This window comes from Zavarzinella formosa DSM 19928 (assembly GCF_000255705.1).
In the GTDB taxonomy this organism is placed as follows: Bacteria; Planctomycetota; Planctomycetia; order Gemmatales; family Gemmataceae; genus Zavarzinella; species Zavarzinella formosa.
The window spans coordinates 41,348-64,939 of sequence record NZ_JH636439.1; the positions used below are offsets into that span (position 1 = coordinate 41,348).

At 62.1% G+C, this 23,592-nt stretch carries 6 protein-coding genes; 1 reads left to right on the top strand and 5 read right to left on the bottom strand.

Features of this window, described 5'->3' with window-relative positions; genetic code table 11:
- Positions 1-395 (top strand): transposase (locus tag BGIM_RS60100; protein ID WP_072022232.1); only part of this gene is annotated, 395 nt, incomplete at its 5' end.
- Here BGIM_RS60100 and BGIM_RS0101115 read toward each other — a convergent pair.
- From BGIM_RS0101115 to BGIM_RS0101140, 5 genes are all read right to left on the bottom strand, one after another.
- Positions 292-5,583, bottom strand: a complete 5,292-nt coding sequence (locus BGIM_RS0101115) for an RHS repeat-associated core domain-containing protein (RefSeq protein ID WP_020467964.1) — start codon at positions 5,581-5,583, stop codon at positions 292-294. The genes BGIM_RS60100 and BGIM_RS0101115 overlap by 104 nt on opposite strands.
- 3 nt (positions 5,584-5,586) lie before the next feature.
- The gene (locus BGIM_RS0101120) at positions 5,587-8,739 is read right to left on the bottom strand and encodes an RHS repeat domain-containing protein (RefSeq protein ID WP_020467965.1); all 3,153 of its coding nucleotides are present in this window, start codon (positions 8,737-8,739) and stop codon (positions 5,587-5,589) included.
- Positions 8,740-9,669: 930 nt separating this feature from the next.
- Positions 9,670-13,602, bottom strand: coding sequence for a PAS domain S-box protein (locus tag BGIM_RS56755; protein WP_162136206.1), 3,933 nt, complete (start codon positions 13,600-13,602; stop codon positions 9,670-9,672).
- 141 nt (positions 13,603-13,743) lie between these two features.
- Positions 13,744-14,589 carry an MFS transporter gene (locus BGIM_RS0101135; protein ID WP_020467968.1) on the bottom strand — a complete coding sequence of 282 codons (846 nt, stop codon included), beginning with the start codon at positions 14,587-14,589 and terminating at the stop codon, positions 13,744-13,746.
- A 109-nt stretch (positions 14,590-14,698) separates the two neighbouring features.
- On the bottom strand, positions 14,699-23,551 hold the full coding sequence (locus tag BGIM_RS0101140) for a Calx-beta domain-containing protein (RefSeq protein ID WP_020467969.1): 8,853 nt from the start codon (positions 23,549-23,551) through the stop codon (positions 14,699-14,701).
- Positions 23,552-23,592 lie beyond the last annotated feature (41 nt).

Sequence of the window (23,592 nt, forward strand, 5' to 3'; positions counted from 1 at the left end):
CGTACGAGCCGTTCGCCCCTGTCCCAGACCTCGCGGCCGTCCCGTTTGAGCGGACGCTGACCGCCGACGACTTGGTTCACTATCTTCGGAACCTGCCGATGGCCGCCGTCCCGCGAGTCGTGGTCTTGGACAACGCCGGCATCCACACCAGCAAGGTGACCAAAGCGGCGAGGCCGGAACTGGCGAAGCAGGGCATCTACCTCTATTACCTGCCGGCGTACCGCCCCGAACTCAACCGGATCGAACCCGTGTTCAAACAGGTCAAGCATCACGAGATGCCCGTCCGCAGTTTCACCACCAAGGCCGATTTGAAACAGGCCGTCGAGGACGGCTTTGAACGCTACCGCCATCGACTCCGGTCAAAATGTTACAAAGAACCCCGGCTAGCTGCTTAGCAAACTTGGCACTTGGGGTAGCTGTGGAAGATTCCGATGCGATTTGACCCGAAGGAGATGTTCGTGGGAATGCCTTGGGTTCCGAACTCCGAATTGGACAATGTTGCTTCGATGCTATTTTGCCACCGAACCAACCAACGATCCAACCGGCAACCGCCGCTTCCACCGTTTCAGGAAATGTCGGCGTTCTTCCCTTGAACGCCGCATCGGCGTACAGTCCCGCAAGGCTTCCAAACAATCCGCTCCATGCCCCGGCGAGAGGCAAACTCATTCCCGTGCCCACAAAAGGTCCAAACAACCCTCCCGCCACCGCGCCTGCCACCGCCGCCTGTGCCGCTCCGTCGAAGAAATGATCCCAGCCCTTGCCTTGGGCCAGATTGTTGAGACCGTTGAAGCCAACTCCCAATCCCGCCCCCACGAGCATGGGGACAAACCACGCCACCTGCCCGCTGGGGTCGGTGGCGTCGAGCGGGCTGTTGCCGACGTAGCGGTAGACGTTCACGTCCCCCGCGTACTGGCCCAGCGGGTCTTCCGTCAGAAACCGCCCGGTCGACGGATCGTACATCCGGGCCCGTGTGTATTGCAGGCCCAGTTCGGCATCCCATTCCCGCCCGGCATAGCCGTAGCGGTCCAGCCCCGCCCCCGATTCCGAGACGACGGACCCGAAGCCATTGAACGACCGGTCCCCGACAATCGTGCCGGAGTTGTCCCACACCAGACGCACCGATCCCTGGCTGTCCTCTCCGTACCACGCGGTGGTCCCGCCCGAATCCAGCCGGACCAGCAACTCGTCCGGCCCGGTTCCGAACATCCGGCGAGTCATGACGTCGCCGTCCGTGTCCAGGTCGGCCCAGACGTCGAAGTTCGCCGTCCCGGCCGAATTCGCCGGCTTGGCGGTGTCCCAGCCGTCATAGGCAAACCGCTGGTCGGCGACGGTCGCCCCGGCTCCGTCCTTCTCCACGCGCCGGATACGGTTGCCGAAGGCGTCGTAGGAGTATTCCACCCGCAACGACAACGCGCCGCCGTCGGTCGCCCGTTTTTCGGCCCACACCATCTGGCCCCGGTGGTCGTACCCGTAAGTCCAGGTTTCGGCCGATTCTCCCTTCGACCGTTTCACCATCTCGCCGGCATCGTCGTAGGTGTAAGACCACGTCCCGTCCGATTCCAAACGGTTGCCGTCGCCGGTCACATACCCGGCGTCCGTCCGGTTTCCGGAGCCGTCATAATCATGGCTGGTGGCCCCGTCCTGAACGAGCTGGTCGGCGGCGTCATACGCAAATGTCGTCGTGACATAGTTCTCGGTCCGTGAAGTCAGCCGGCCGGCCTCGTCGTAGTCGTAGCCAAAATCAGCCAGGACCGAACTGGAGGCGTTGCGATGGACGATCCCGGTTGTCCGGCCGGCGTCGTCGTAGGCGAAATCCGTGGTCCCGGCCGCCGTGGTCCCGGCCAGGTCGGAATATCGCGTCAGGGTGTCGGTTCGATTCTGCGGCGTGTACCCGAAATCGACCCGGGCCTCCGCCGCCGACGTGTCCATTGAACGCGAGGTCAGCCGGTGCAACAGATCGAACACCGAGGTTTGTTCGCCTCCCTGGTCGTCGGAGACGGTGGCGCGGTTCCCCGCCGCGTCGTAGCCGAAGCTCAGCGTCAGCCCGAACGGCTCCTCCACGGTGACCGGCCGGTCGAGCTTGTCATAGGTGATTGTGTAACTGCCGTCCGGGTCCGTGGCCTCCGTGAGGTTGCCGGCGTCGTCATACCCGTAGGTTTGGGTTTGAACCAGCGTGTTGCCCGGAGAATACCAGCTTTCGGAAACCTGTCGGCCCAGATCGTCGTAGCCAAATTCGCGTCGGCGACCGAGGCGGTCGGTCGTCGAAACCACCCGCCCGGCCCGGTCATACGCGGTGGTTGTTTCTTTCGTCAGCGGATCGACGACCGCCACGGTTCTCCCAAAGCCGTCGTAAACCGTCTCGGTTCGATTGCCTTCGGGATCGATCACCGCGTCCCGGTCGCCGGTGACCGTGTGCTCATAATTCGTGACTTCCGACAGGGCGTCGGTGACGGAGGTCACCCGGCCGAGCAAATCGAAATCGGACGTGGTCGTCTTGTCATCCGGGTCGGTGACGGAGACCTGGTTCCCGGCGAGGTCGTAGACGGTGGTCCAGGTCCTTCCCGTGGGGTCTGTCACCGTCATCGTTCGGTTGATGTCGTCATAGGCCGTCGTGGTGGCCTGTCCGGAGGCATCCGTGGAGGTCACGACTCGTCCGAGGGCGTCATACCTCCTGGTCGGGGTCTGGGCCAGCAACGTTCCCGCCGCGCGGGTGACGGCCGCCGGACGACCGACCGCGTCATAAGCCGTGGCGGTCACGGCCCCGCCCGGCTCGGTGACCGAAATCGCCTCCCCGAGCAAGTTGTACGCCGTTTCCGTGGTTTGGGCGATCAACGTGCCGTCGGCCCGGGTCACCGAAGCCGCGCGGCCAAGGTTGTCATAGCCGTAACTGGTGACGCGATCGCCGGGGGCAGTGACGGTCGACAGCCGGCCTTGCGCGTCGTAATCGTATTCCGTCGTGAAAGCATCCGCCGTGCCGTCGGCGAGCGTCTGGCTGACCACCCGCCCGAGGGTGTCAAAGACCGTCCGATCAGTCACTCCGTCCGGGGCGGTCGTCGCGTTGGTCCGGCCGGCCTCGTCGAAGCCAAACGTCGTCACCAAGAGATCGTCCGTGCCGGTCGGAACATCAACCGGCCGGGTCCAGGCCGTCCCGCCGTTGGTCCCAGCGTCCGCGCTGGCAATCAACCGGCCGGCCGCGTCATAATAATACCCCGCGTAAACAACCCTCGCCCGCACCCCCGTTGTCGGAGTGCCGAGGGCGCCGGTTCCCGTTTCCCCGTGAACGCGGTCCTTGGCCACCGTCCGGATCACCTGGCCGTTGGGAGAGAGTTCGTATTCCGTTTGGGACAGAACTTTGTCGCCAGTCAGGGTGAGGGCGTCGGCCCATCCGGAATCGCCGCCTCCGTCCGTCAAATACGTGCTGATCTTCGCGGCCGCGCCGTCATATGCTGTTTTTTCGACCAGTCCGCCGGGACGGGCGGTCTTGACCGTCAGCCCCCGATGGTCGTGCCAGAAGTCGGTCACGAGCGGGGACTCGGAGACCTCGCCGGTCGCCTGATCGACGCCGTATTGCGAGATGCGATAGGTCCGGCCCATGCCATCCAGGCCGTAATCGAATTGTGAACGTAGCAGGGAGGCCGACGGCGCGTCCGGAACGCCGTCCGAGTCCGCGTCGGCCGGGGTGATCCCGTCCCCGTCATAGAGCCGTGTCCGCACCATCTGGCCCAGATTGTCGTAGTCGAGATACGTCAGGGGACGGTTCATCTCCGTCGCCTCGATTGTTTCGACACCTTCCTTGACCGCGACCGGACGTCCCCGCCAGTCATACCAAGATTGGGTGACACGGTCGGCTTCCAGCCCGCCCGGGTGATGGGTCACCTTCGTCAGATTTCCGGCCCCCGTGCCGCCGTTGTCGTACTCATACTCGGTCACGGGAACCATGCCGGCCGGATTAACCGGCGACCACCAACCGCTGACGGGGGTGTCGTCATCCCCGATCCAGTCGCTGACCCGGCGGCCAAGCCCGTCATACACGATCCGGGTGATGACCCCGTCGGGAGTCTGGACGCGATTGGCCCGTCCCCGCTGGTCGTAAGCCGTCGTCGTTCGCAGATAGTTGACCCCGGCCGCGCCGAGTTCAAACACCGGCTGTCCCCCGATGTCGAGATAATCGAGGCCGGACAAGTTGAAATATTCATCATGCCAGACGGACTGGCCGGCCTGGTTGACATAATCCCGGGTCAGGGTGAGCACGTTGGAAATGGCCTCGGCGCCGGTCGGCCGGTCTTCGCCATCAACCGCAATGGCCGCGGGGGCCATCATCAGGCGTTCCGTGTAGGTGTAGCGTCTTGTGACACCGCCCACGGTGACATCCCCGCCGACACGGTCCCGTCGGATCACTTCGACCGGTCCGGTTGTCGTGGTCCCCGTCCAGCCGCGATAGATTCGGGCCTCGGCCTTGACGTCGTCATAAACCGTGTAATCCTCCGAGCCGTCCGGATAAACGACATGGGTCGGCCGGCCGAGTTTGTCGACCGTGGTCACTGTTTTGAGATGGCGTCCGCCGCCGACAGGAGTGACCCATCCGGATGGCAAATCGGCGAAATCCGCGGTGACGGAGGTGTCGACGTCCGTGATTTCCTTGATGATGGCTCCGGTCGCCGGATCATAGGCCAGATAGTGCAGGTAACCATCGCCGTCTTTCAACCAGACTGGCCGCCCGAGTTCGTCATACACGGTCGTGTCCAAGTCCGCGGCGCCGGGACCGTTTTCACCCGCGCTCACGACCGGAGAATGCTTGATCACCCGGCTTGCCTGCGTGGCCGAGGCTCCGCCGAACCATTCGTAGGAATACGTCGTCGTGCGGCCGATGGCGGGCACGTAATTCCTCGCCTCGACTTCCGCAAAGGAAACGGTCGAATTTCCGTTGCCCGTGGCGGCCGCCCCGCCGTTCAAGGCCGGCGCGCCCGTGAGCTTGTCCTTCCACCCGTCCTGCCGGAACATCCACTTCGTCGGTTCCGAATCGTCGGCCGCCCACACTTTTCCGAACAACGTGGTTCCTTCAATCCGCAGCCGGAAGCGATACCAAACACCCGTCTCCCAGTCAAACGAGTAGGTGTTGCCCCATTGCACCCCGTCATTCACGAACCGCACCTGGTCCGTCCCGTTGAACACCAGGCCGTAGCCCTGTCCGGTTGAGGTATCGGTGCGGACGCTCACCCCCGCCCGCGCATAAACCCCGTCCGTCCACGAATCCACCCGCACCGAGGCCACGATCTCCTGATCTTCCCCCCAGGCCGGCGAGGTGAGCAGGGCTTTTTTGCCGTCGGCGTTTAATGTGTTGGTTTGAGAAAAAATTCCATCTTGCGCCGCCCAGGCCCCGCCAATGATGGTCCAGCCAGAGCCGGGGACGACGGATCCAAACGGCCTGGACGAACTCGTGGTGACATCGACCGGCGTCGGCGAACCAGCCGCTTCGACGTCGTCGAACGAGACGGTGGAATTGCCGCTGCCCGTGCCGGTGCCGCCGCTGTTGAGGGCGGGGCTGCCCGCCGGCTTGGTGCCCCACCCTGTCTGGGTGAACATCCACTAGCCCGGTTCCGCGTCGCCGACCTCCCACACCTTCCCGTACAAAACGTCATCCTCGATCCGCAACCGGAAGCGATACCAGACGCCGGTCTCCCAGTCGAACGAATATGTGTTGCCCCATTGCACCCCGCAGTCCAGGAACCGCACCTGGTCCGTTCCGTTGAACACCAGGCTGTAGCCCAGGCCCGTCAGCGAATTCGCACGCACGCTCACCCCGGCCCAAGCGTTGTTCCCGTCCACCCACGAGTCCACCCGCAGCGACGTCACGATCTCCTGGTCCGTCCCCCACGTCCGGTCCGTCAGGACGGCGATCTTCGGAGGACCCACGTCCGTGTTGGTCTGCGAGAAGATTCCCCCGCCTTTCGTCCATGCCCCCCCGATTAACGTCCAGCCGTCGGCGGTTGCCGAGAAGTCATCGGTGGGCTGCGATGATCCCAACGAAGGATGGGAGGTTTCCGAAACTTGAACGTCTTTGAAGGAAGCCGTGGAACTGCCACCCAGAACGGCCTCGCCACCGCCGTTGAGTGCGGGGTTCCCGCTCGGTTTGCTGCCCCAGCCCGACTGGGTGAACATCCAGGAACCCGGCTCTGTGTCACCTTCCTCCCATACTTTCCCGCGCAACACCCCGGCTTGGATTTGCAGGCGGAAGCGATACCAGACGCCGGTCTCCCAGTGAAATGAATAGGAGTTGCCCCATTGCACCCCTTCGTCCACGAATTGAATCTGATCCGTTCCGAAAAACATCATGCCATAGCCCTGGCCGGTCAACGGGTTCGCCCGCACGCTCACCCCGGCCCGGACAAAGATCCCCGGCGTCCACGAATCCGCCCGCACCGATGCCACGATCTCCTGGTCGGCCTCCCAGGCATGATCGTTCAGGACGGCGGCCTTGAGGTCGGTGCCCGTGGCCTTCGATTGAGACAGCACGCCATCCGATTCCTGCCATGTCCCCCCCGTCAGGGTCCAGTCGTCGAGGGAGGAGAAGTCATCAGTGGTCGTTTCCGGCTGGGGAGCCTCGGGATAGGCGGTTTCAGACGCCAGGGGGTGAATGGTCACCCCGTTGGCCGTGTGACTGAAATATTTTTTCCCGCCGAGCAGTTCGCTGGCGCCCATTTCGCCATGCCGACGGGATGTGTCCTTCAAATATCCCAGCACATCCCCAGCTTGTGATTCGGTGGCCGTCGTGACAGACCCGTAGTGATATTCCCGGATCTCGCCGGCGCCGTCGCTCAAAAACTCAAAGTTCCCGTTCACGCGATGCAACAAGTCCGCGTATTGCTCGTCATAGCCGGTCACCGCGGCGGCATCCGCCGTCCAAATCACACGCCCCTCGGAGTCAAACCGGGTGTAGGTTTCCCATTTCTGGTTTGAGCCGTCAACAAACACCTTGAGAATGACCCGTCCCAAGTTATTGGTGTAAACAATGTTTTGATTGCCGTCCGGCAGGGTCTCCGTGGTGCGAATCCGCCACTCGCCAAAACGCCCCGGATCATCGACCGGGGCGTCCTGCTGGCCGTAATGCGGATTGGTGTAATAGGAATATTGGTACGTTCCCTGGCCGCTGGAACACACCGAACAGCCGGTTCCCTGGGACACTACTTTCTTGACTCGATGGTCGGTTGTGTATTCAAAATATCCATCCGCATAGACGGCAACTTGGGCGTCCGTGAGACTGTCGACCGTGTCAATGGTGACTCCATAGGCCGCCGCCAACCGGTCAAACGACTCACTGCTCACTTCGTATTTCAACGCGCTCTGATAACCATTGGCGTCGCCGTTTGAATAATAACGATAATACTTCGTCTCCAATGCAGGATCGGACAGGCTCCCGTCGTGGACAATCGCGGCTTCGATCTGGTTGGCGGGCGAATTTAGCCCGGTCCATGACGTGTAACGATACTCGACGGCGCGAATGTCCCGCCAGGTGGCTCCCCCGTCGTCCGACCGGCGCAGCGAAACGCCGGTCATGTATTTCGACATCACGGAACCGGTTCCGTAGCCATACAGCCACGACTCGACATGGTCGCCTCGTACCCTCTGTATTTCGGCGACATCTCCGTTGTCCGTGTAGTCGGTCACGGACGTTGTCTCGCCGTTGGCGGCGACGTACCGCTTTAACTGGCCGCGAAGATTGGCGGGTGTTGCCGTGTTGTCATAAAAGACCGTTTTGTTTCCTGTTTCGTCGGCGATTGTGATTTCACCGTCGTCGCTCACGGCTGTTGATTGCAGGTTGAGCGGGGGAGCCCAGGTGTCGGCGCCGGTCTTGCGAAAGTAGATGCCGGCGTCCGAGGTTCCGGACTCGAAAAAATCGTTCCCGACAAACCGCAGACGGGGCAGCATGTTGTTGACCCATCCCCGGCCCAGGCGTTGGTTTAGCGACAGGCTGCCGGTGCCCGATCCGTCGACGTAGCGCCCGTAACCGTCCATCGACAGGACGCCGAAATCACTGTAAACGACTTGGTTGCTCCAACTGCGCGTCTGGCCCCAAGGCATCCCGGCGTCGTTCCACGACGGATCTTCGGAGGAGTCAAAGAAATCATCGGATGCGGAAGAGAGGTCCTCGTAGGTCGGGGAAATAACCCCGTCGAAATATCGGACACCCGCCTTGCTGGCGCTTTCGCCCGCGGTCGGGGCGTTGGCATTGTCAGGGGCCGATTGGGGCAACAGGTTGGCGCCGGGAGGCGTGCAATCAGGGAGAATCGGGGTTTCGTTCGTGATGACTGTGAGCGTGACGGCATTTCCCACGCCGACCCCGTTCCAATATGGACTAAACATCGCAAAATCTTTGCTGATGAAAAAGTCATATCCCGGCGGCAAGACGACATCGACCCCCCAAAAGGCCGTCCCTGCGACTCCGGGAGTGACCGTGGGTGTGGAAACGAGATGCGCGAATCCCTCGGAATCGGTTGCCTCCGGCCCGCTGCTCTCCCCCTCGCCTCCGATCAGCATCACCAGGGCGTCTTCAACTCCGTTGCCACCTTCGTCGACTTTGTAGTCGATGTTGGCGACGGGGGAAGGCACCGCAGTGGGAACCAGTCGCTCTTCCAGCGGAAGGATCGCGAGCCGGGATTTTCGCGTCGTGCGATTTTGGTTCTCAAGCCGGGAAAAAAGGCGGGATAAATAACGCTTGGGAAAACCACGGTCCATGTTCATGGGCATATCCGAACTATTGAGGGGTTTATGCGCGCAAATACACACAACTAAATAGTTGCTATTCTTGCGAAATTGAGAACTTATAACTCAAGGATTCAACGGCCTAAATTCAAGGATTTTAGTTCAATGAATCACAGGTGTCTGAAGATCGATAATTTTGGGGTTGGAGGTTGTGGGCAACAACAATCTATCTGATAAATAAGCCAGACATCCAAACTAGAAATACCGGGACAAATCACATGGGCAATCACCCAGTTTAGAAAAGTTGGAGAACGAACACTGGCAATTCATTTCTGTCGAAATGTTTATCTTTCTGCCAAAGTCTATCGCCTGATCGCGATTTTGTGGATTTTTCGTCATTTCTTCCTGATCCTGCGTTTTCAGCCTGGCTGTGAGTGTCTTTTGCCGGACAGGCTTTCCTCTTAAAAACATGCGTAACTTGCTGTGAAACAGACGAAAATGTGGCAGGAAAGGCGGCCGATTGGGTGAGGTGTTCGATCCATAACATATGGAATAGCTTATATTTACGGAATCCGACCATAGAATGACAGGTTCGGCGACCAAGAGGTCGCAGGTTCAAATCCTGTCAGCTCGGACTGATTTCTGAATTCTGCGATTTGGCCTGAATTAGCGAAATTTTCAGGTTCAATTGGTCGGCACAATCGTGGATTGAATGCCGCCGATTGCCGCAACTATCTATCAAATCGGTATTTTGCGAGGTTTGAATCCCGTTGCCACTTTTGCCGCGGTTGATTTGATTTGGTTTGAGTCCCACTCGGGGTGACGGGGTGTTCATGGTGTCGGGAAAGAACGTGAGCCACAAACGGAAGTTTAAGCCGGAGAATTTATAGGCGGCGCCGCTTGCGTCGCGGGGAACCGATGCCCCGGTTCAAGACGCGACGCAAGCGGCGTCGCCCACGAACGGGGAAGTCACTGCCAAAGCCGGTTGTTACCCGCCCCTTCCAACTCTCCCAACAGCCTTTCGAGATCAGACAAGTCCACCGGTTTGACCAAGTGCCCGTCGCATCCGGCCTTGCGGGATCGTTCCCGGTCGGCTTCCTGTCCCCAGCCGGTCAAGGCGATGATCGTCATATTCCGACCCCAGGCGTGTTCGCGGATTCGCTTTGTGGCTTCCAGCCCGTTAAGTTTGGGCATCCCCACATCCATCAGGATCACTTCGGGCCGGAAATGCCCGGCCCGCTCGACTGCTTCGAGGCCATTATGCGCCATCGCGATGTCATTGCCGATGAGTTCCAGCATCATGGCCAGCGACTCGGCGCCATCCCGGTTGTCGTCCACCACAAGGATTCGTCGCTTCGCTCCCGAGCTGACGGAAATCTCCCCGGTTGACAAATCGGCGACCGCCGTCTGCTCCGCCATCGTCGGCAGGGTAACGGTAAACGTGCTGCCATGCCCCTGCCCCCCGCTCTCGGCCGAAACGGTCCCGCCGTGCATCTCTACCAGCCCCTTCACCAACGCCAGCCCGATTCCGAGGCCGCCCGTGCTTCGCTCGATGCTGCGGTCAACCTGCGAAAACATGTCGAAAATGGTCGGTATCGAATCGGCCGGAATGCCGATGCCGTTGTCCCGCACCGACACGACCACCACACTTTCAGACTGCCTGGCTGACAGCCAGACACGGCCTCCCCGCCCGGTGTACTTGGTGCTGTTCGTGAGGAGGTTGCTTAACACCTGCGAAAGCCGTGTCAGGTCCGCGTGAAGGAAGACTTGATCCTTGGGCATGGAGACGGCCAGTTCATGTCCCGCCTCGTCAATCGCGGGGCGGGCCGTTTCCACGGCGCTGTTGACCACGTCGGCCAGGGAGATCCGCGTCCGGCGCAGTTCCATCTTGTTGCGGCCAATTCGGGACACGTCGAGCAGGTCGTCGATCAACCGCACCATGTGCGAAAGTTGCCGGTCCATCATCGCCTGGGACCGGTCAAGGGTCGCCCGGTCTTCCGACAGCCGGATCACCTGAAGACCGTTGCGGATGGGAGCCAGCGGGTTGCGCAGTTCGTGAGCCAGCAAGGCGATGAAGTCGTCTTTCTTCCGGTCGGATTCCCGCAGGGCCGCTTCGGTCTCTTTTTGGTCGTGGACATCCACGCACGATCCGATGTAGCCCATGAACTCCCCGTCGGCCCCGTTCAGAGGCAGGCCGTTGCCGAGCATCCACCGATACTGGCCGTCGTGGCGCCGGAGGCGGTATTCCAACGTGAACGCCTTGCGGGCGTCGAAGTTCGTGGTGTAAATCTCCCGGCAGCGGGCCTGGTCCTCGGGATGGACCCCGGCGGCCCAACCGTCTCCCTGTTCTTGGGCCATCGTCCGGCCGGTGAACGACAGCCACGGCTTGTTGAACCACACATGCGCTTTCGTGGTGTCGGCGATCCAGATCAGAACCGGGGCATGGTCGGCCGTCGTGCGGAACCGTCCCTCGCTGGCGCGCAACGCCTCCTCGGTTTGCTTGCGTTCGGTGATGTCGCGGGTGGAACCGGCCACCGTTTCGACCGCGCCATCGGCGCCGAAAATCGGCACGAAAATGTATTCGTAGGCGCGAGTGCCGGCCGCGCTGGTGTACGGCGTCTCGTCCCGAAGGGGCTGCCGCGTGTCGATGACCTGTCGGATCTGGCGCTGAAGCCGTTCGGCCAGTTCGGGCGGGTAATCTAGGTCGAAGAAGTTCTTCCCGACCGCCTCTGACAACTCTTTGCCCCATAGATCGAGGAGCGACTTGTTCACATAGGTGAACCGCCCGTCGAGGCCAAACAAATAGACGAAGTCGGGCGTGTTGGAAAGGGCCGTGTCGTACAGTCGCTTGCGGCGTTCCGACTCGGCGGTCACTCGCGCCAGTTCTTCCTCGGCTTGCTTCTGGACGGTCACGTCCCGCGCCGTGCCGAACCATTCGACAATGTTGCCGTCGGCGTCGAGGATGGGAACGGCCCGCGAGAACGTCCATCCGAGCGTGCCGTCGGCGCGGTTGACCTGATGCTCCATCTCGAACATCTGCTTGTTTCGGATGGCCTCGCCGATGGCTTCCCGCACGCGGGCATGCACAAACGCGGGCAAATTGCTCTCCATCCAGTCGCGTTTGGGCTCGGTGTTGCTGGCGACCAAGCCGCGCCCGTCGAGCGGTTGCATCACCGCCCAGTCGGCGCTCATGCGGTACACCACGTCCGAGGTGGTGTTCACCAGCACGCGGTAGCGCACCTCGCTCGCCCGGATGTCCGTCTCGGCCGCTTTGCGGGCGGTCACATCCTGAACCACCCCGAGCATCCGGGTCAGGCGGCCATCCGCGTCGTACACGCCGCGGCCGCGGGCCGAAACCCACTTGGAGTTTTCGAGCGGGTACTCCATGTCGTACTCGGCCTTCTCGCTCACCGCCCGGCCGGCTGCCTCTCGCGTGAGGTTCCGGTGGTCCGGGCGCATCAGCCCTCGCATCCACTCGCGTGTGAATGTTTGGCCCGGCGGCAGTCCGTAAATCTCGGCTCCCCGGCCTGACAGGATGATCTGATCGGTCTGCGGATTCCAGTCCCACGTGCCCAACTCGGCTGCTTCCAAGGCGAGTTCAAGGGTTTTCGCCAGACTGGCCCGTTCAATCTCGGCCCGTACCCGGTCGGTCAGGTCGATGCCTTGCACAAGGATGCCGCCCACCTCGCCGTTCGGCTCCCGCAGAGGTTGGTAAATGAACTCCAGAATCCGCTCTTCCAAATGTCCGCCGCGAAGCAACGTGACCCGAATGTTCGAGCCGATATAAGGCTCGCCGGTTTCGTAAACCCGGTCGAGAAGTTCGAAGAATCCCTGCCCCTCAATTTCCGGAATCGCCGCCCGCACTGGCTTGCCGATGATGTCGCGGCCGCCCAGCAATTCAAAATAACGGTTGTTGGCCCTCTCGAAGACATGGTCGGCGCCCCGCAGCACGCACATGAACGACGGGGCGTTTTGAAACACATCGGCCAGCCGTTGTCGCTCCGCCTCGGCATCGCGCCGCAACCGCTCCTCGCTTTGCTTGAATTGCTCCTCGGCGCGTTTCTGATCGGTGATGTCCGAAGTGGCGCCGATCATGCGCAGGGGCTTCCCGGCATCGTCTCGCACGACCTTTCCCGCCGAGTGAATCCATCGGACATCTCCGTCTTTCCGCACGATCCGGTATTCGATCAGGTAAGGGGCGTTCCTCTCCACACAGGCTCGAATCGCGTCCCCCGCGCGTTCCGCATCTTCGGGATACAAGTGCCTGGCGAACATGGCGAATGTCCCGTCGAACTCGCCCGGCCGCATGCCGTAAAATTCAGCGACCCGGTCCGACCAAGTGATTTGGCCGGTGACAATATCCCATGCCCAGACACCCATGCCTCCGGCGTCCAGCGCCAGCCGCAGCCGTTCTTCGCTTTCGCGCAAGGCGGCTTCAATTCGTTTATGATCCGTCTCGGCCCGGCGTTGGTCGGTGACTTCGTTGAGTGTGCCGACCCATTCCCGCACCGATCCGGACGGCGACAGGATGGGGATGCCGCGCGCCTGAACATGCCGCCAGTCCCCGGCCCGGCCACGGACCCGATACTCGACGTGATAGGGCTTGCCGGTGGCGATTGATTCCCGCCAGGCGTTGGCCGTGGCCTCGCGGTCGTCCGGATGGATGACCTTTAGCCAGCCTTCGTGGCCCCCCGATTGTTCTTCCAGCGACTGGCCGGTCAACTCCTCCCACCACTGTTGGGCGCGCGTGAAATCGCCCGCATCTCCACCCGGAACCCACGACCACACGGCCTGGCTGGCGGCCTCGACCAAGGCGCGATACCGCTCCTCGCTCCGGCGCAGCGCCTCGTCGTTCCGAAGACGGTCGTCCGGGGAGGGTTGTTCCTTGGCGAGTCCGTTCATGCTGTCCTTCATCAACTCCGGCGCCTGATGTTCCCGAGGAGATCCAAGCTGTCACTGAAAATGCGGCCAACGGCGAATCACGTTATTTTAGACGGGAAAGACAGAGCAAACCAGACGCGATGTCTGATGATTGTCGTGATCTCAGCCCAGCCGGTCGGCCTCCCGCAAAGACGGGAACAGCCACACCCATGTGCCGGTCACCAGCAACGAGCCGACGCCGCCGAACGCCACGGCGCCGACCGGGCCGAGGAACCGGGCGGCGACTCCGCTCTCGAATTCCCCCAACTCGTTCGACGCCCCGATGAACAAGGGCGATACGGCCGACACCCGGCCGCGCATCCGGTCGGGAGTGGCAATCTGCACCAAACTTTGACGGGTGAACACAGACACCATGTCGGCTCCGCCCAGCACGGCCAGACACGCCATCGACAGCGGGAACGACCGGGAGCAAGCGAACACCAAAGTCATCAAACCGAAGACAGCCACCGCGACGAACATTTTCATCCCGATGCGGTTGCGGGCAGCCAGCAAGTTGGTGGCAATCGCGCGAGGCAGCAATTCACTTGGAACCAGCATCGGGCCAAGCGCGCTGGCCGTTGGCTGGAAGAAGGCCCGCGCGGAGCCGAACAGCGCGGAGATGGCAAAAATCGGCCACAGCCCTTCGCCAAATTCCGAATGGAGCGCCAGACCCCCGGAGGTGAGAAGTTGTGTCAGGTAGCAGAGCGTGAGAATGAGACGGCGGTTGTATCGGTCGGCCGTTTCACCGGCGACCAGCGTGAGGCAGAACAGCGGCAGGAATTGCGCCAGGCCGATCATCCCCACGACGAACGAGGCTTCCGCCACGGACATCGATTGACAGGCGATTTCGTAAACTTCCCAGGCAATGATGACCGCCTGCGATGTGTTGGCCAGCGTGCCGAAGAACCGCCCGGAGACGTAAAGCACATAGGGGCGGCGAAACAACGAGGCATCTTCCGGGATTGTCATCCTTCTGTCATACGAAGGACACGCGGGCAATGGGGGCCGATGCTTTTAATCGGTTTTTCTTTGGGCAGCTTCCCCGCCGCCGACGGGAACCACTTTGCGTTGCCGTCGCTCAGTCATTGTCCGTGATCGAGAGCGTGTAGACGTCCGCCGTTCCGAGGCCGGCGTTCAGCGGGGCCGACAACCGGATGGCGGCCGTCTCGGTTGGTTCGTGAATCTTGTCGTCGGTGATCCGCAGCGTGATTGTCTTCCGCGTCTCCCCTGCTTTGAACGTCAGCGTGCCGGGGGCAAGGGTGAAGTCCTTGCCGGAGGTGGCGGTCGCACCGGCCGGGTCGATGGCATACTTGACGGTGACAGGGAACGCCGCCGCGGATGACAACACCACGGTGAGGGTCACCGTCTTGGCCGCTTCCTCGACGGTTGAAGCTGATGTCTCGAAGGCCACGGTTCGCCGGGGGTCGTCGGACAGGATCGTGTGCGTGTGAGTCGGGATGCCCGACACGATCGCGTTCACCGGCTTCGACAGGGTGACGAAGACCGTTTCATCCGGTTCGTCGAGCGTGTCGTTGATGACGGCCAGCGGAATTGTCTTCGAGGTTTCACCCGGCAGGAAGGTTAGCGTTCCGGCGGCCAGGGTGTAATCAAGCCCGGCCTTGGCCGTTCCCCCCTTGGCGGCATAGGCCACCGTGACCGTCCGGCCAGACGGGGCGCTGAGGAACACTTCCAAACTCGGCGAGACATCTTCGCCGGCCGAGGAGGTCTTCTGCCGGAACGACACTTTCGGCGTGGCGTCATCGTCCACAATGGTCAGCGTGGCCGTGCCGTTCTTGCCCGTGACCACCGGGCCGGTGGTGGTGGTCAGCCGCACCTGCAGGGTCTCGTTGTTTTCATCCAGCAGATCGTTGACCACTGGAATCGTAATGGTCTTGGTCTTCTCCCCCTTGGCGAAATTCACCACGCCATCCGCCAGCGTGAAGTCTACGCCATACGGCGTGGCTGTCTGCGGGGCGACGGCATAGGCCACCGTGACGGCGGCCGAGGCGGGCGTGTTCAGGTCGATGGTCAGGGTGGCGGTTGCCGTCCGTTCGGAGACGCTCGCTTTGGCCAGCCGGAAGTTCGCCAGATGCGTGGCCAAATCCACGCGGGCGACGTTGCTTTCCACCCCGCCGGCGGCGACCAGCTTATAGGTAAAGAAGTCGCGGCCGGTCGAATTGACATTGGGGACGTATTTAAACGTCCCGTTGGCGTTGAGCGTCAGCGTTCCCTGCGTCGGGAAGGTGACCGGCGTGGCCGTCAGTTTCAGCGTGCCCTTCGCGTCGTTGGTGATCACCGATCCCGACAGGGGTTTGCCGGGGGGCACGGCGAAGACATCGTCCAAGGCCGTGGGTGTGACGCCGACCCGGACACTGGCCTGCGCCGTGACCGGGATCGTTTGTGTGTTCCCGACAAAGTCGCTGGCGACAGCGGCAAAACCGTACACATGGCCGAGAACTCCGGTGTAGGTGGCCGAGGTGCTTGTGGTGTTTGTCAGCCACGGCACGAAGGCCGCGCCATCCGTGGAGACGTACACGTCAAAGGTGTCGAGGCCCGCCCCGAGGTCGGCCCCGCCCCATGTGACGGGGACGGTCTTGGTTGCCGAATAAACGGGCAGCGGGTTGACGGCCGCCGTCGGGGCGTCGGCGTCGATGGTCACCGGGGCTCGTTTGGCCGGGTCGTACCCTTGGCTCGGATCGTGCGGGTCTTTCTGGTCGGTGGCGATGATCGTCTGATTGTCGAAGCTGATCTGGGCGACGTTCGTGACCAATGTCCCCGTCGTCAGGCCGCTCTTGGCCCGAATTGTATAAGTGAGGTAACCCTGCCCCCGGCCCGTGCCATCCTCGGGCGGCAGGAAGCCCGTGAGGACATCCGGCGGCAGTGACGTGTTCGGATCGACCGACTGGAAGACCACCCGAAGTTGCCCAGTGGTGAAGTCAAAGCTCACGCTGACATCGGCCTCGAACGTGACGCCGTTGTATTTCAGCGGCACGACGGTCTGATAGTTCTGCGTGTTGGCCGGCGCGGCGCGTGAAATATCGCCGAACCCAAAGCCCGTGAACTGGAACGTGGACCAATCAAGATTCGCCGACAGTTGATTGGTGACCACCACCTGCTGGGCCGGCGCGGTGGCCGAGGCGTCGTTCTCAAAGTCGATGCGATAAGGCAAATCACTGTTGGCGGTGACGTAATGCTGACTGCCATAACCGGCGGGGCCGATGAGGTCGTTGGGATCTTGGGAGGTGACGGAAGATGTGCTGGAATCATCCGATAGGATGGTTGGCAGCTTTAGCCCATCCAGCCAATCAAGAACATTGTTTGTCCAATCGAGAACTTGCGGCGACCAAAAATTATCCAGAGCATCTGGATGGGTGTAAAGATAATAATCGCCGTAAGCTATTCCCGCCGCCAATCCAAACAAACCTGTCGTAAGCACACCTTCTCCCGTGATCCCTGATCCGAATTTAGCAATTGCCTCGCCAGTTCCTTCTTCTTCAATTAGTTCTTTTAATGCGTCTTTTCCCGCCATTATTCCCTCATGCTCTTCAAGCGACATCAAACCTCCATCTGTCGGAGCAGACGACAGTGTTTGAATTCCTGGGGATGGTATGTCCGGCGAGGAACCCGGCGCAATTGATTGCCCCACACCAGTGAACACTTGAAGAGTGAGGACTACGGCCAAAGCCGCCCCAATAAGGTTTGTTCCCATCGGGTCAATGAAGTTTGTGGCGTTATTTGAGGCATAACGATACAGATTAAAATCTCCTCCAGAAAGCCGAAGAGGATCAGATGTCACAAACTGACCTGTGACAGAGGAGTAATTGCGAGATCGCATGTAATCCAAGCCATTTCCGGTGTTCATCACTCCAAATTGGCCAACATATTGAAACGGGTTGCTCACCCCTGATGTGGCGTATAGTTCCTCGCCAAAGGGCTGGTAGGCATAGCTGTTCACATAATGCCCGGCGGCTCCCGAAAGGCCGGCCGTGGAGCCGACGCCATCGAAGTCGTAATAACTGGCGGCGTTGGCGGCATTCACCAGACTCGTCAAGCCGACGCCGTAGGTGTAATGCGCCAGCAGCGAGCCGGTGTTGTAGGCGGCGACCACGTTGCCCATGCCGGAGGGATCAACAAGATACTGCGTGGCCGTTCCGTTGGCGGTTGTCCCGGCGAGATGGCCGAACACGTCGTACTGGCTGGCGTATGCCCCGTCCGGCCCGGTCACGCCGATCAATTGATTCCGGGCGTCGTAGGTGTACGTCGTTGTTCCGTTGGCACCGGTCGCGGTGATCAGGTTGCCGTTGGCGTCGTAGGTGTTGTGGGTGTCGCCGACCTGCGTGTATTCGTTCAGGTTGTTGGTCGTGTAGGCGGTCGTCACGCCGTTGATGACGGTAGAAACCCGGTTGCCGGCCGGGTCGTAGGCATATTGCAAATCCTGGTTCGGCACGGCCGGGTTGGTCGAGGCGAACACCGCGTGGGTCAGTTGGCTGGTTGCGTCATATGTGTATGTCCACGTTCCGTCGGTGGTCGCCTCGGTGATTCGATTGCCAAGCGAATCGTAGGTGTAATCGAACCGCGAGTTAATCGAGCCATCCGGGGCGTAGTGGATCAGGTGTAGCAATTGCCCGGCAGCATCGTAATCGTTGGTCGTGTATGTGCCGTTGCCGTTGTCCTGCCGGCTCAGGCGGCCCGCGAGATCGTAGGTGTAGGCGGCGATCCGGGCGTTGGCGCCGTCGGTCAGTTCCGAGAGGCGGCCGAGCGTGTCGTAGGCATAATTTACGATGAAGCCATCCTGATCCTTCATCTGCGTCCGGCGACCGGCCGTGTCATAGGTGAATTGCAGGTAACGGCCGCTCGGGTAGGTGATCCGGGTCAGGCGGTCATTGGCGTCGTAGGTCAGGGTGGTGGCGCCGCCGGTGTCGGTCGCCGTGATCAAATTGCCGCGGGCGTCGTAGGCGTAGGTCGTCTGCGATCCGTCGGAGAACGTCCGGGTCAGGGGATTGCCGGCGGCGTCGTACGTGCTATGCGTCACCTGGCCGCCCCGGCGGGTGGCGTCGAGGACGTTGCCCACCGGATCGTAAGCCAGTTGTTCGACCGTGCCATCCGCATAAGTGGTCGAGGTCAGGTTGCCCTGGCCGTCGTAGCCGTAGCCGGTGATGTGGCCGTTCGCATCCGTCACCGCCGCCAGCCGATTCTTCGCGGTGGCGTAGGCGAATTTCACGGTGTGCCCGGCGGCGTCGGTCGCCGAGACGACATTCCCCAGCGAGTCATACTGGTTCTTCCACACCTGCCCTGCGGCGTCGGTCGTGCCGACCAAGTTCAGGGAGGCGTCGTAGTCGTAGTGCGTGGCCTGCCCCAACGGATCGGTGACCTTTGCCAGCAGGCCGCGATCGTCAAAGTCGAATTTCGACACATGATTCAGGGCATCGGTCACGCTCGATTCGCCGAGGGCGTAGGCAAACGAAGTCGCCTCGGCCCCGCCGTCCCGGTGGGTGCCGCCAAGCCGACCGTCGGCGCCGTAGGTGAAAAAGCCGTGGCTGCCGTCCGGGTAGGCCACTGATGTCAGGGCGTTGAGGGTCGCCGGGTTGGCGCCGGCGTCATAAGCGTAGGTCGTCGTCCGGCCGTCGAACCCGGTCACGGAGATCAGGCGTTTGATCGCCGCGTCGTAGGCATAGGTCGTGACGCGTCCCTGCGAATCGGTGATCGACGAGACCAGGCCGCTGGCGTTGTAAGCCAGGGTCAACGACTGCCCGGAGGAGTGCGTCAACTTCGTCAGCAGGCCGCCCGTGAAGGCCGCCGTGATTCGGTTGCCATTGGTGTCCTGCACGTAGGCCAGCGTGCCGTTGGCGTTGTAGGCGGTGATGCCGCCATCGAGTTCCGTCAACGTGTAACCGCCTCCGACCAGTTTGGCGAGCGTTCCGTGGTCGCCGGTCTGGGCGAAGTAGCCGCCGCGACTGTCCGGCTGGAACCGCCGTTGTGACCCGCCCGGCCCGGCCACGTTCACCGAGCCGTCGGCATCGACCGTCAGCGAGGTGTCCCATGAATCGGACCAGCCATACCCGAAGCGGCCGAAGCGATTGCGGGCGATGATCCCCGGCGCAAAGTTACGCCCCAGACCCAGCGACAGACCGGGCGACGCCACCCCGGCATCGTCGGAGGAAGCCAGACTGGACATCGGGCTCAACCCGTCGGCTTGCTGGATCTCGAAACTGACCAGACGGCCAAGATCGGTGACCTTTTCCCCGAGGCTGCCGAGATAGCGAGCGTCGGCATCCAACCGGGCGACATAGCTTCCCCAAGTCGAGCCAAGATGGGCCGTGAGCCCCGGATACAGGGCATCCCACGCGGCCGGGGTCACGGAATCAGGCCGCAGACCGGCCTTCAGCGCCGACCAGTCAACCGTCTCGGTGTTGGTGGTGTCCAGCGTGCCAACGGTGAAATAGATCGGCGGCCGGGAAAAGTCCCATTGATCCGTGAGCCAGCCGGCGTAGTAGACGGGGACCGTGACCGATTCACCCGGCAGCAACACCCCCGGACTGGCCCCGCCCGCCAGGAATTGGACCGACTGGGCGTATCCGTCCGGCGTGGCCGAAGTCCAGAAACCCGAGGCAATCCGGGTGGCGTCCAGTGTCAGCAACGCCCCTTGTTTGCCGTTCTGCGTCGCCGAAACAACCAGCAGCGGGGCGGGCATCGCCGCGTCGCCGGTGTTGCTGTAGGTGACATAGATGGTGGATGCCGCGTGATAGCCGACGGGGTTGGGAACCTTGATGTCCGTCACCAGTTTGGCCTTGCCTCCTTGCACCAACGTGAAGCCGGGCACTTCGGAGGCCGCCCCGCCGGCTTGCGTCACGCGCACCCGATAGCTTCCGGCGGGGATGGTCCCGGCGGCCAGCGTGGCCGTCAATCGCGTCGGCGAATCGAGGCTCGCCGCGGCCGGGTAGGCGGTCCCGTCGGAGGCAATCAGGCTGACGAGCGAGCCGGTGTTGAAGCCGGTCCCCGTCAGCACCATTGTCGTGTCGGCGCCCGTCCCGGAGCGCATGGGGGAGATGTCGCCCAAGATCACTTCTTGCGAAGAGGCCGTCAGCGTGAACGACGACGGCGCCGGCACGGCCTGACTGTACAGCAGGATGTAATAGACACCGGCATAGGCTTGCGGGACCAGCACTTGCTGATCGGCCCCGGTTGCGTCGGTCGAGCGGAATTGATAGTCGGCCAGCGTCGGCGGGGCGCCATAGCTGACGTAAAGCTTGTTGTTGTCGCCCGGCGTGTTGTCATGGAGTTTCACCAGTAACGATTGGCCGGAGGTGGCGGTCACGCGGAACAACTGCACCTGCCCGCCGCCGGCCAGCGTCCCTTGCAGGGGTGTTCCGGCCGTGAGATCGACAAGGGTCGTCTGCGCCAGCCGGAAGGCATACGAACCCGTCGGCCCGTCGGCTTCCAGCACGTATTGGCCGGTGGTCGGCAGGGTGACCGGGGCGCTGTCGGAAGTGAGTTTGTCAAAGCCGACCCAGCCATTCGGCCCCTTGAGGGCGAATTTCACCGGGGCCGTGGCGCCAAGCAGGCTGAACAGAACTTGCTCGCCGGCGTTCGCGGAAAACGTCCAGCGATCCAGACTGGCGTCGTTTTCGATGACCCCGGTTTGCCGCTGGCCGAGGGTGAGGGGGGCCGTGTCGATAAACGCCACGCGGGCGGTCACCTGATAGTTGCCCGTGGCGTTTGGCTGCGCGGTCGAGGCATGAACGCGGATGGTGTACGTGCCGGGAATCGACAGGTTGTTAAGCTGGACGGACAGAAATTGCCCCGGCGTGGTCGCATTCTCCGTGTCAATCACCGCTCCCAACGGGTCAAGAATATCAAACCCGCCCCGGCTCAACACCGGACTGACGGGGGGGATATTGACGCCATCCCCCGAGTTCAATTGCACCAAGAACGTCTGCCCGGCTTGCACCTGCACGGTCCAGTCATCCGTCTGCCCGGCGGCGCTGATCTTCCCTGACGCGGGCGTGCCCGACGCCAGTCCCCCGCCATCCGGCACGATAGTGATGCTGCCATTCACGACCGTCCCGGCCACTTGCGCGATCCGGGCATACACGTTCAAGCCATTCAGGTTCAGCGTGCTGTTTGCAGGCACGACGATCGTGTCCGCGTAGACAGCCTCCGGGCCGCCGCCGGCCGAGTTGTCGGAGTTATCGACCAATTTGACATAGGTGCCCGAATTGAGGATCACCGCCCCCAGCGTGAAGTCCCCCGCAAAATTCGCCGGGGCGCCGCCGCGATCCTGACTCATCGCCTCCAGTTTTTGCGGCGATCCGGCCGAGCCCGTTCCCTTAAAGTTGACCGTGCCCTTCAACTGGAAGGCATTCGCGGTTTGGGCCGTCGCCAGCAGATCGCCGGTGACGCCCAGCGTGCCTGTCGGCGGGACCGCCAAGGGGGCGGAGTCGGCGACCGTCAGTGATTGGACCGTGACACGCCCGTTGTTCAAGATGGAGATCTTCCCTTGGCTGACAACGGCTTCCACGGCGGCATAAGTGCCCCAAGCGGCAAGGGTTCCTGTCCCGCCTTCGACTGTCATCGCCGGGCCGATGGTCAGGGTCGTGCCGTTGTCGCGGGCGTAGATGCCGTTGTAGGCGTTGGAGCCGAAGGTCACCGACCCCGTGCCGCCGAGGGTCTGCGTCCCTCCCCGAAAATCGACCTCGCCCCATGAGTCCCCTGAGGCCGAGCCGAGGTTTAACATTCCATTAAGAGTCAGGCCGCCGTAGACTTGGGCTGTGCTTTGGCCGTAGGGATAACTGTTCCAGTTGCGCGTGCCATCCACCGTCGTCCCGGCGGCGATGGTGATCCCGCCCGCAAGAATCCCCCCGGCGTTGCTCAGCAGCAACTTGGACCCGCCGGTGTTGGTGATGGTGCCGCCATTGATCGTGCCGTTCGACAAAATCCAGTCACCGCCCCATGATGGTTTCAAGGTCAGCGTCGTCGCGGTGTTGTCCAGTGCCCCGGTGATGGAGACAGTCGCCCCGGTCGCGTTGAAATTGCCAATCGCCGCCGTCGTGAAGGTGCCTCCCAGCGTCACCGTCGCCCCGGCGGCGTTGATAGTCCCGGCATTGGACCAACTGTCCCCGCCCAAGACAAGCTTGCCGCCGCTGGCGACGCTGATGTTCCCTTGGTTCACTACGTTTTCGGTCGAGTTGTACGATCCGTAATCGGAAATCGTCCCGGTCTTCCCCTGGACGGTCATGCCGGCGCCGATGGTCAGGGTTGTGCCGTTGTCCCGCGCGTAGATGCCGTTGTAAGTATTGGAACCGAAGGTCAGCGATCCCGTTCCACCGAGGGTCTGCGTTCCCCGGAAATCGGCCTCGCCCCACGAGTCGCCAGAGGCCGAACCGAGGTTCATCGTCCCGTTGAGGGTCAGCCCGCCGTAGATCTGAACCGTGCTTTGGCCGTAGGGATAGCTGTTCCAATTTTGCGTTCCGTCCACCGTCGTCCCAGCCGCGACAGCCACGCCACCCGACAGGATTCCCCCGGCATTGCTCAACAGGAATGTCGCCCCCCCCGTGGCCATGATCGTGGCGTTCTTCAGCTGGCCGCCGGCCAGTGTCGATGATGCGCCGTTCATCTGGTAGTTGCCGTCGACTTCCAGCGAACCCCCGGCGAGGTTGATGGCGGCCGATGTGGTGACGCTCTTGACGACGTCCGTGCCGGTCGAGTGGGTGATGGTGATGCCTGTTTGGGGAATCACCACGTCGTCGGCGGCCGTCGGCTTGGCATCGCCGGACCAGTTGGCGGCGTCCTTCCAGTCGAGGGTGCCGTCCCCGCCGTCCCAAGTGACGGTCGCCGGGGCGATCTTCTCTTCCAGGTTTTGGACGCGCAGACGAATTCGCCGGACCTTGGGTGCGACAGGCCGGAAGAAGAGAAATCGGAGAGGATTTTTCATGCGAATACTCGGGGTGAGAGTAGGGCATCAAACTCGCCGGG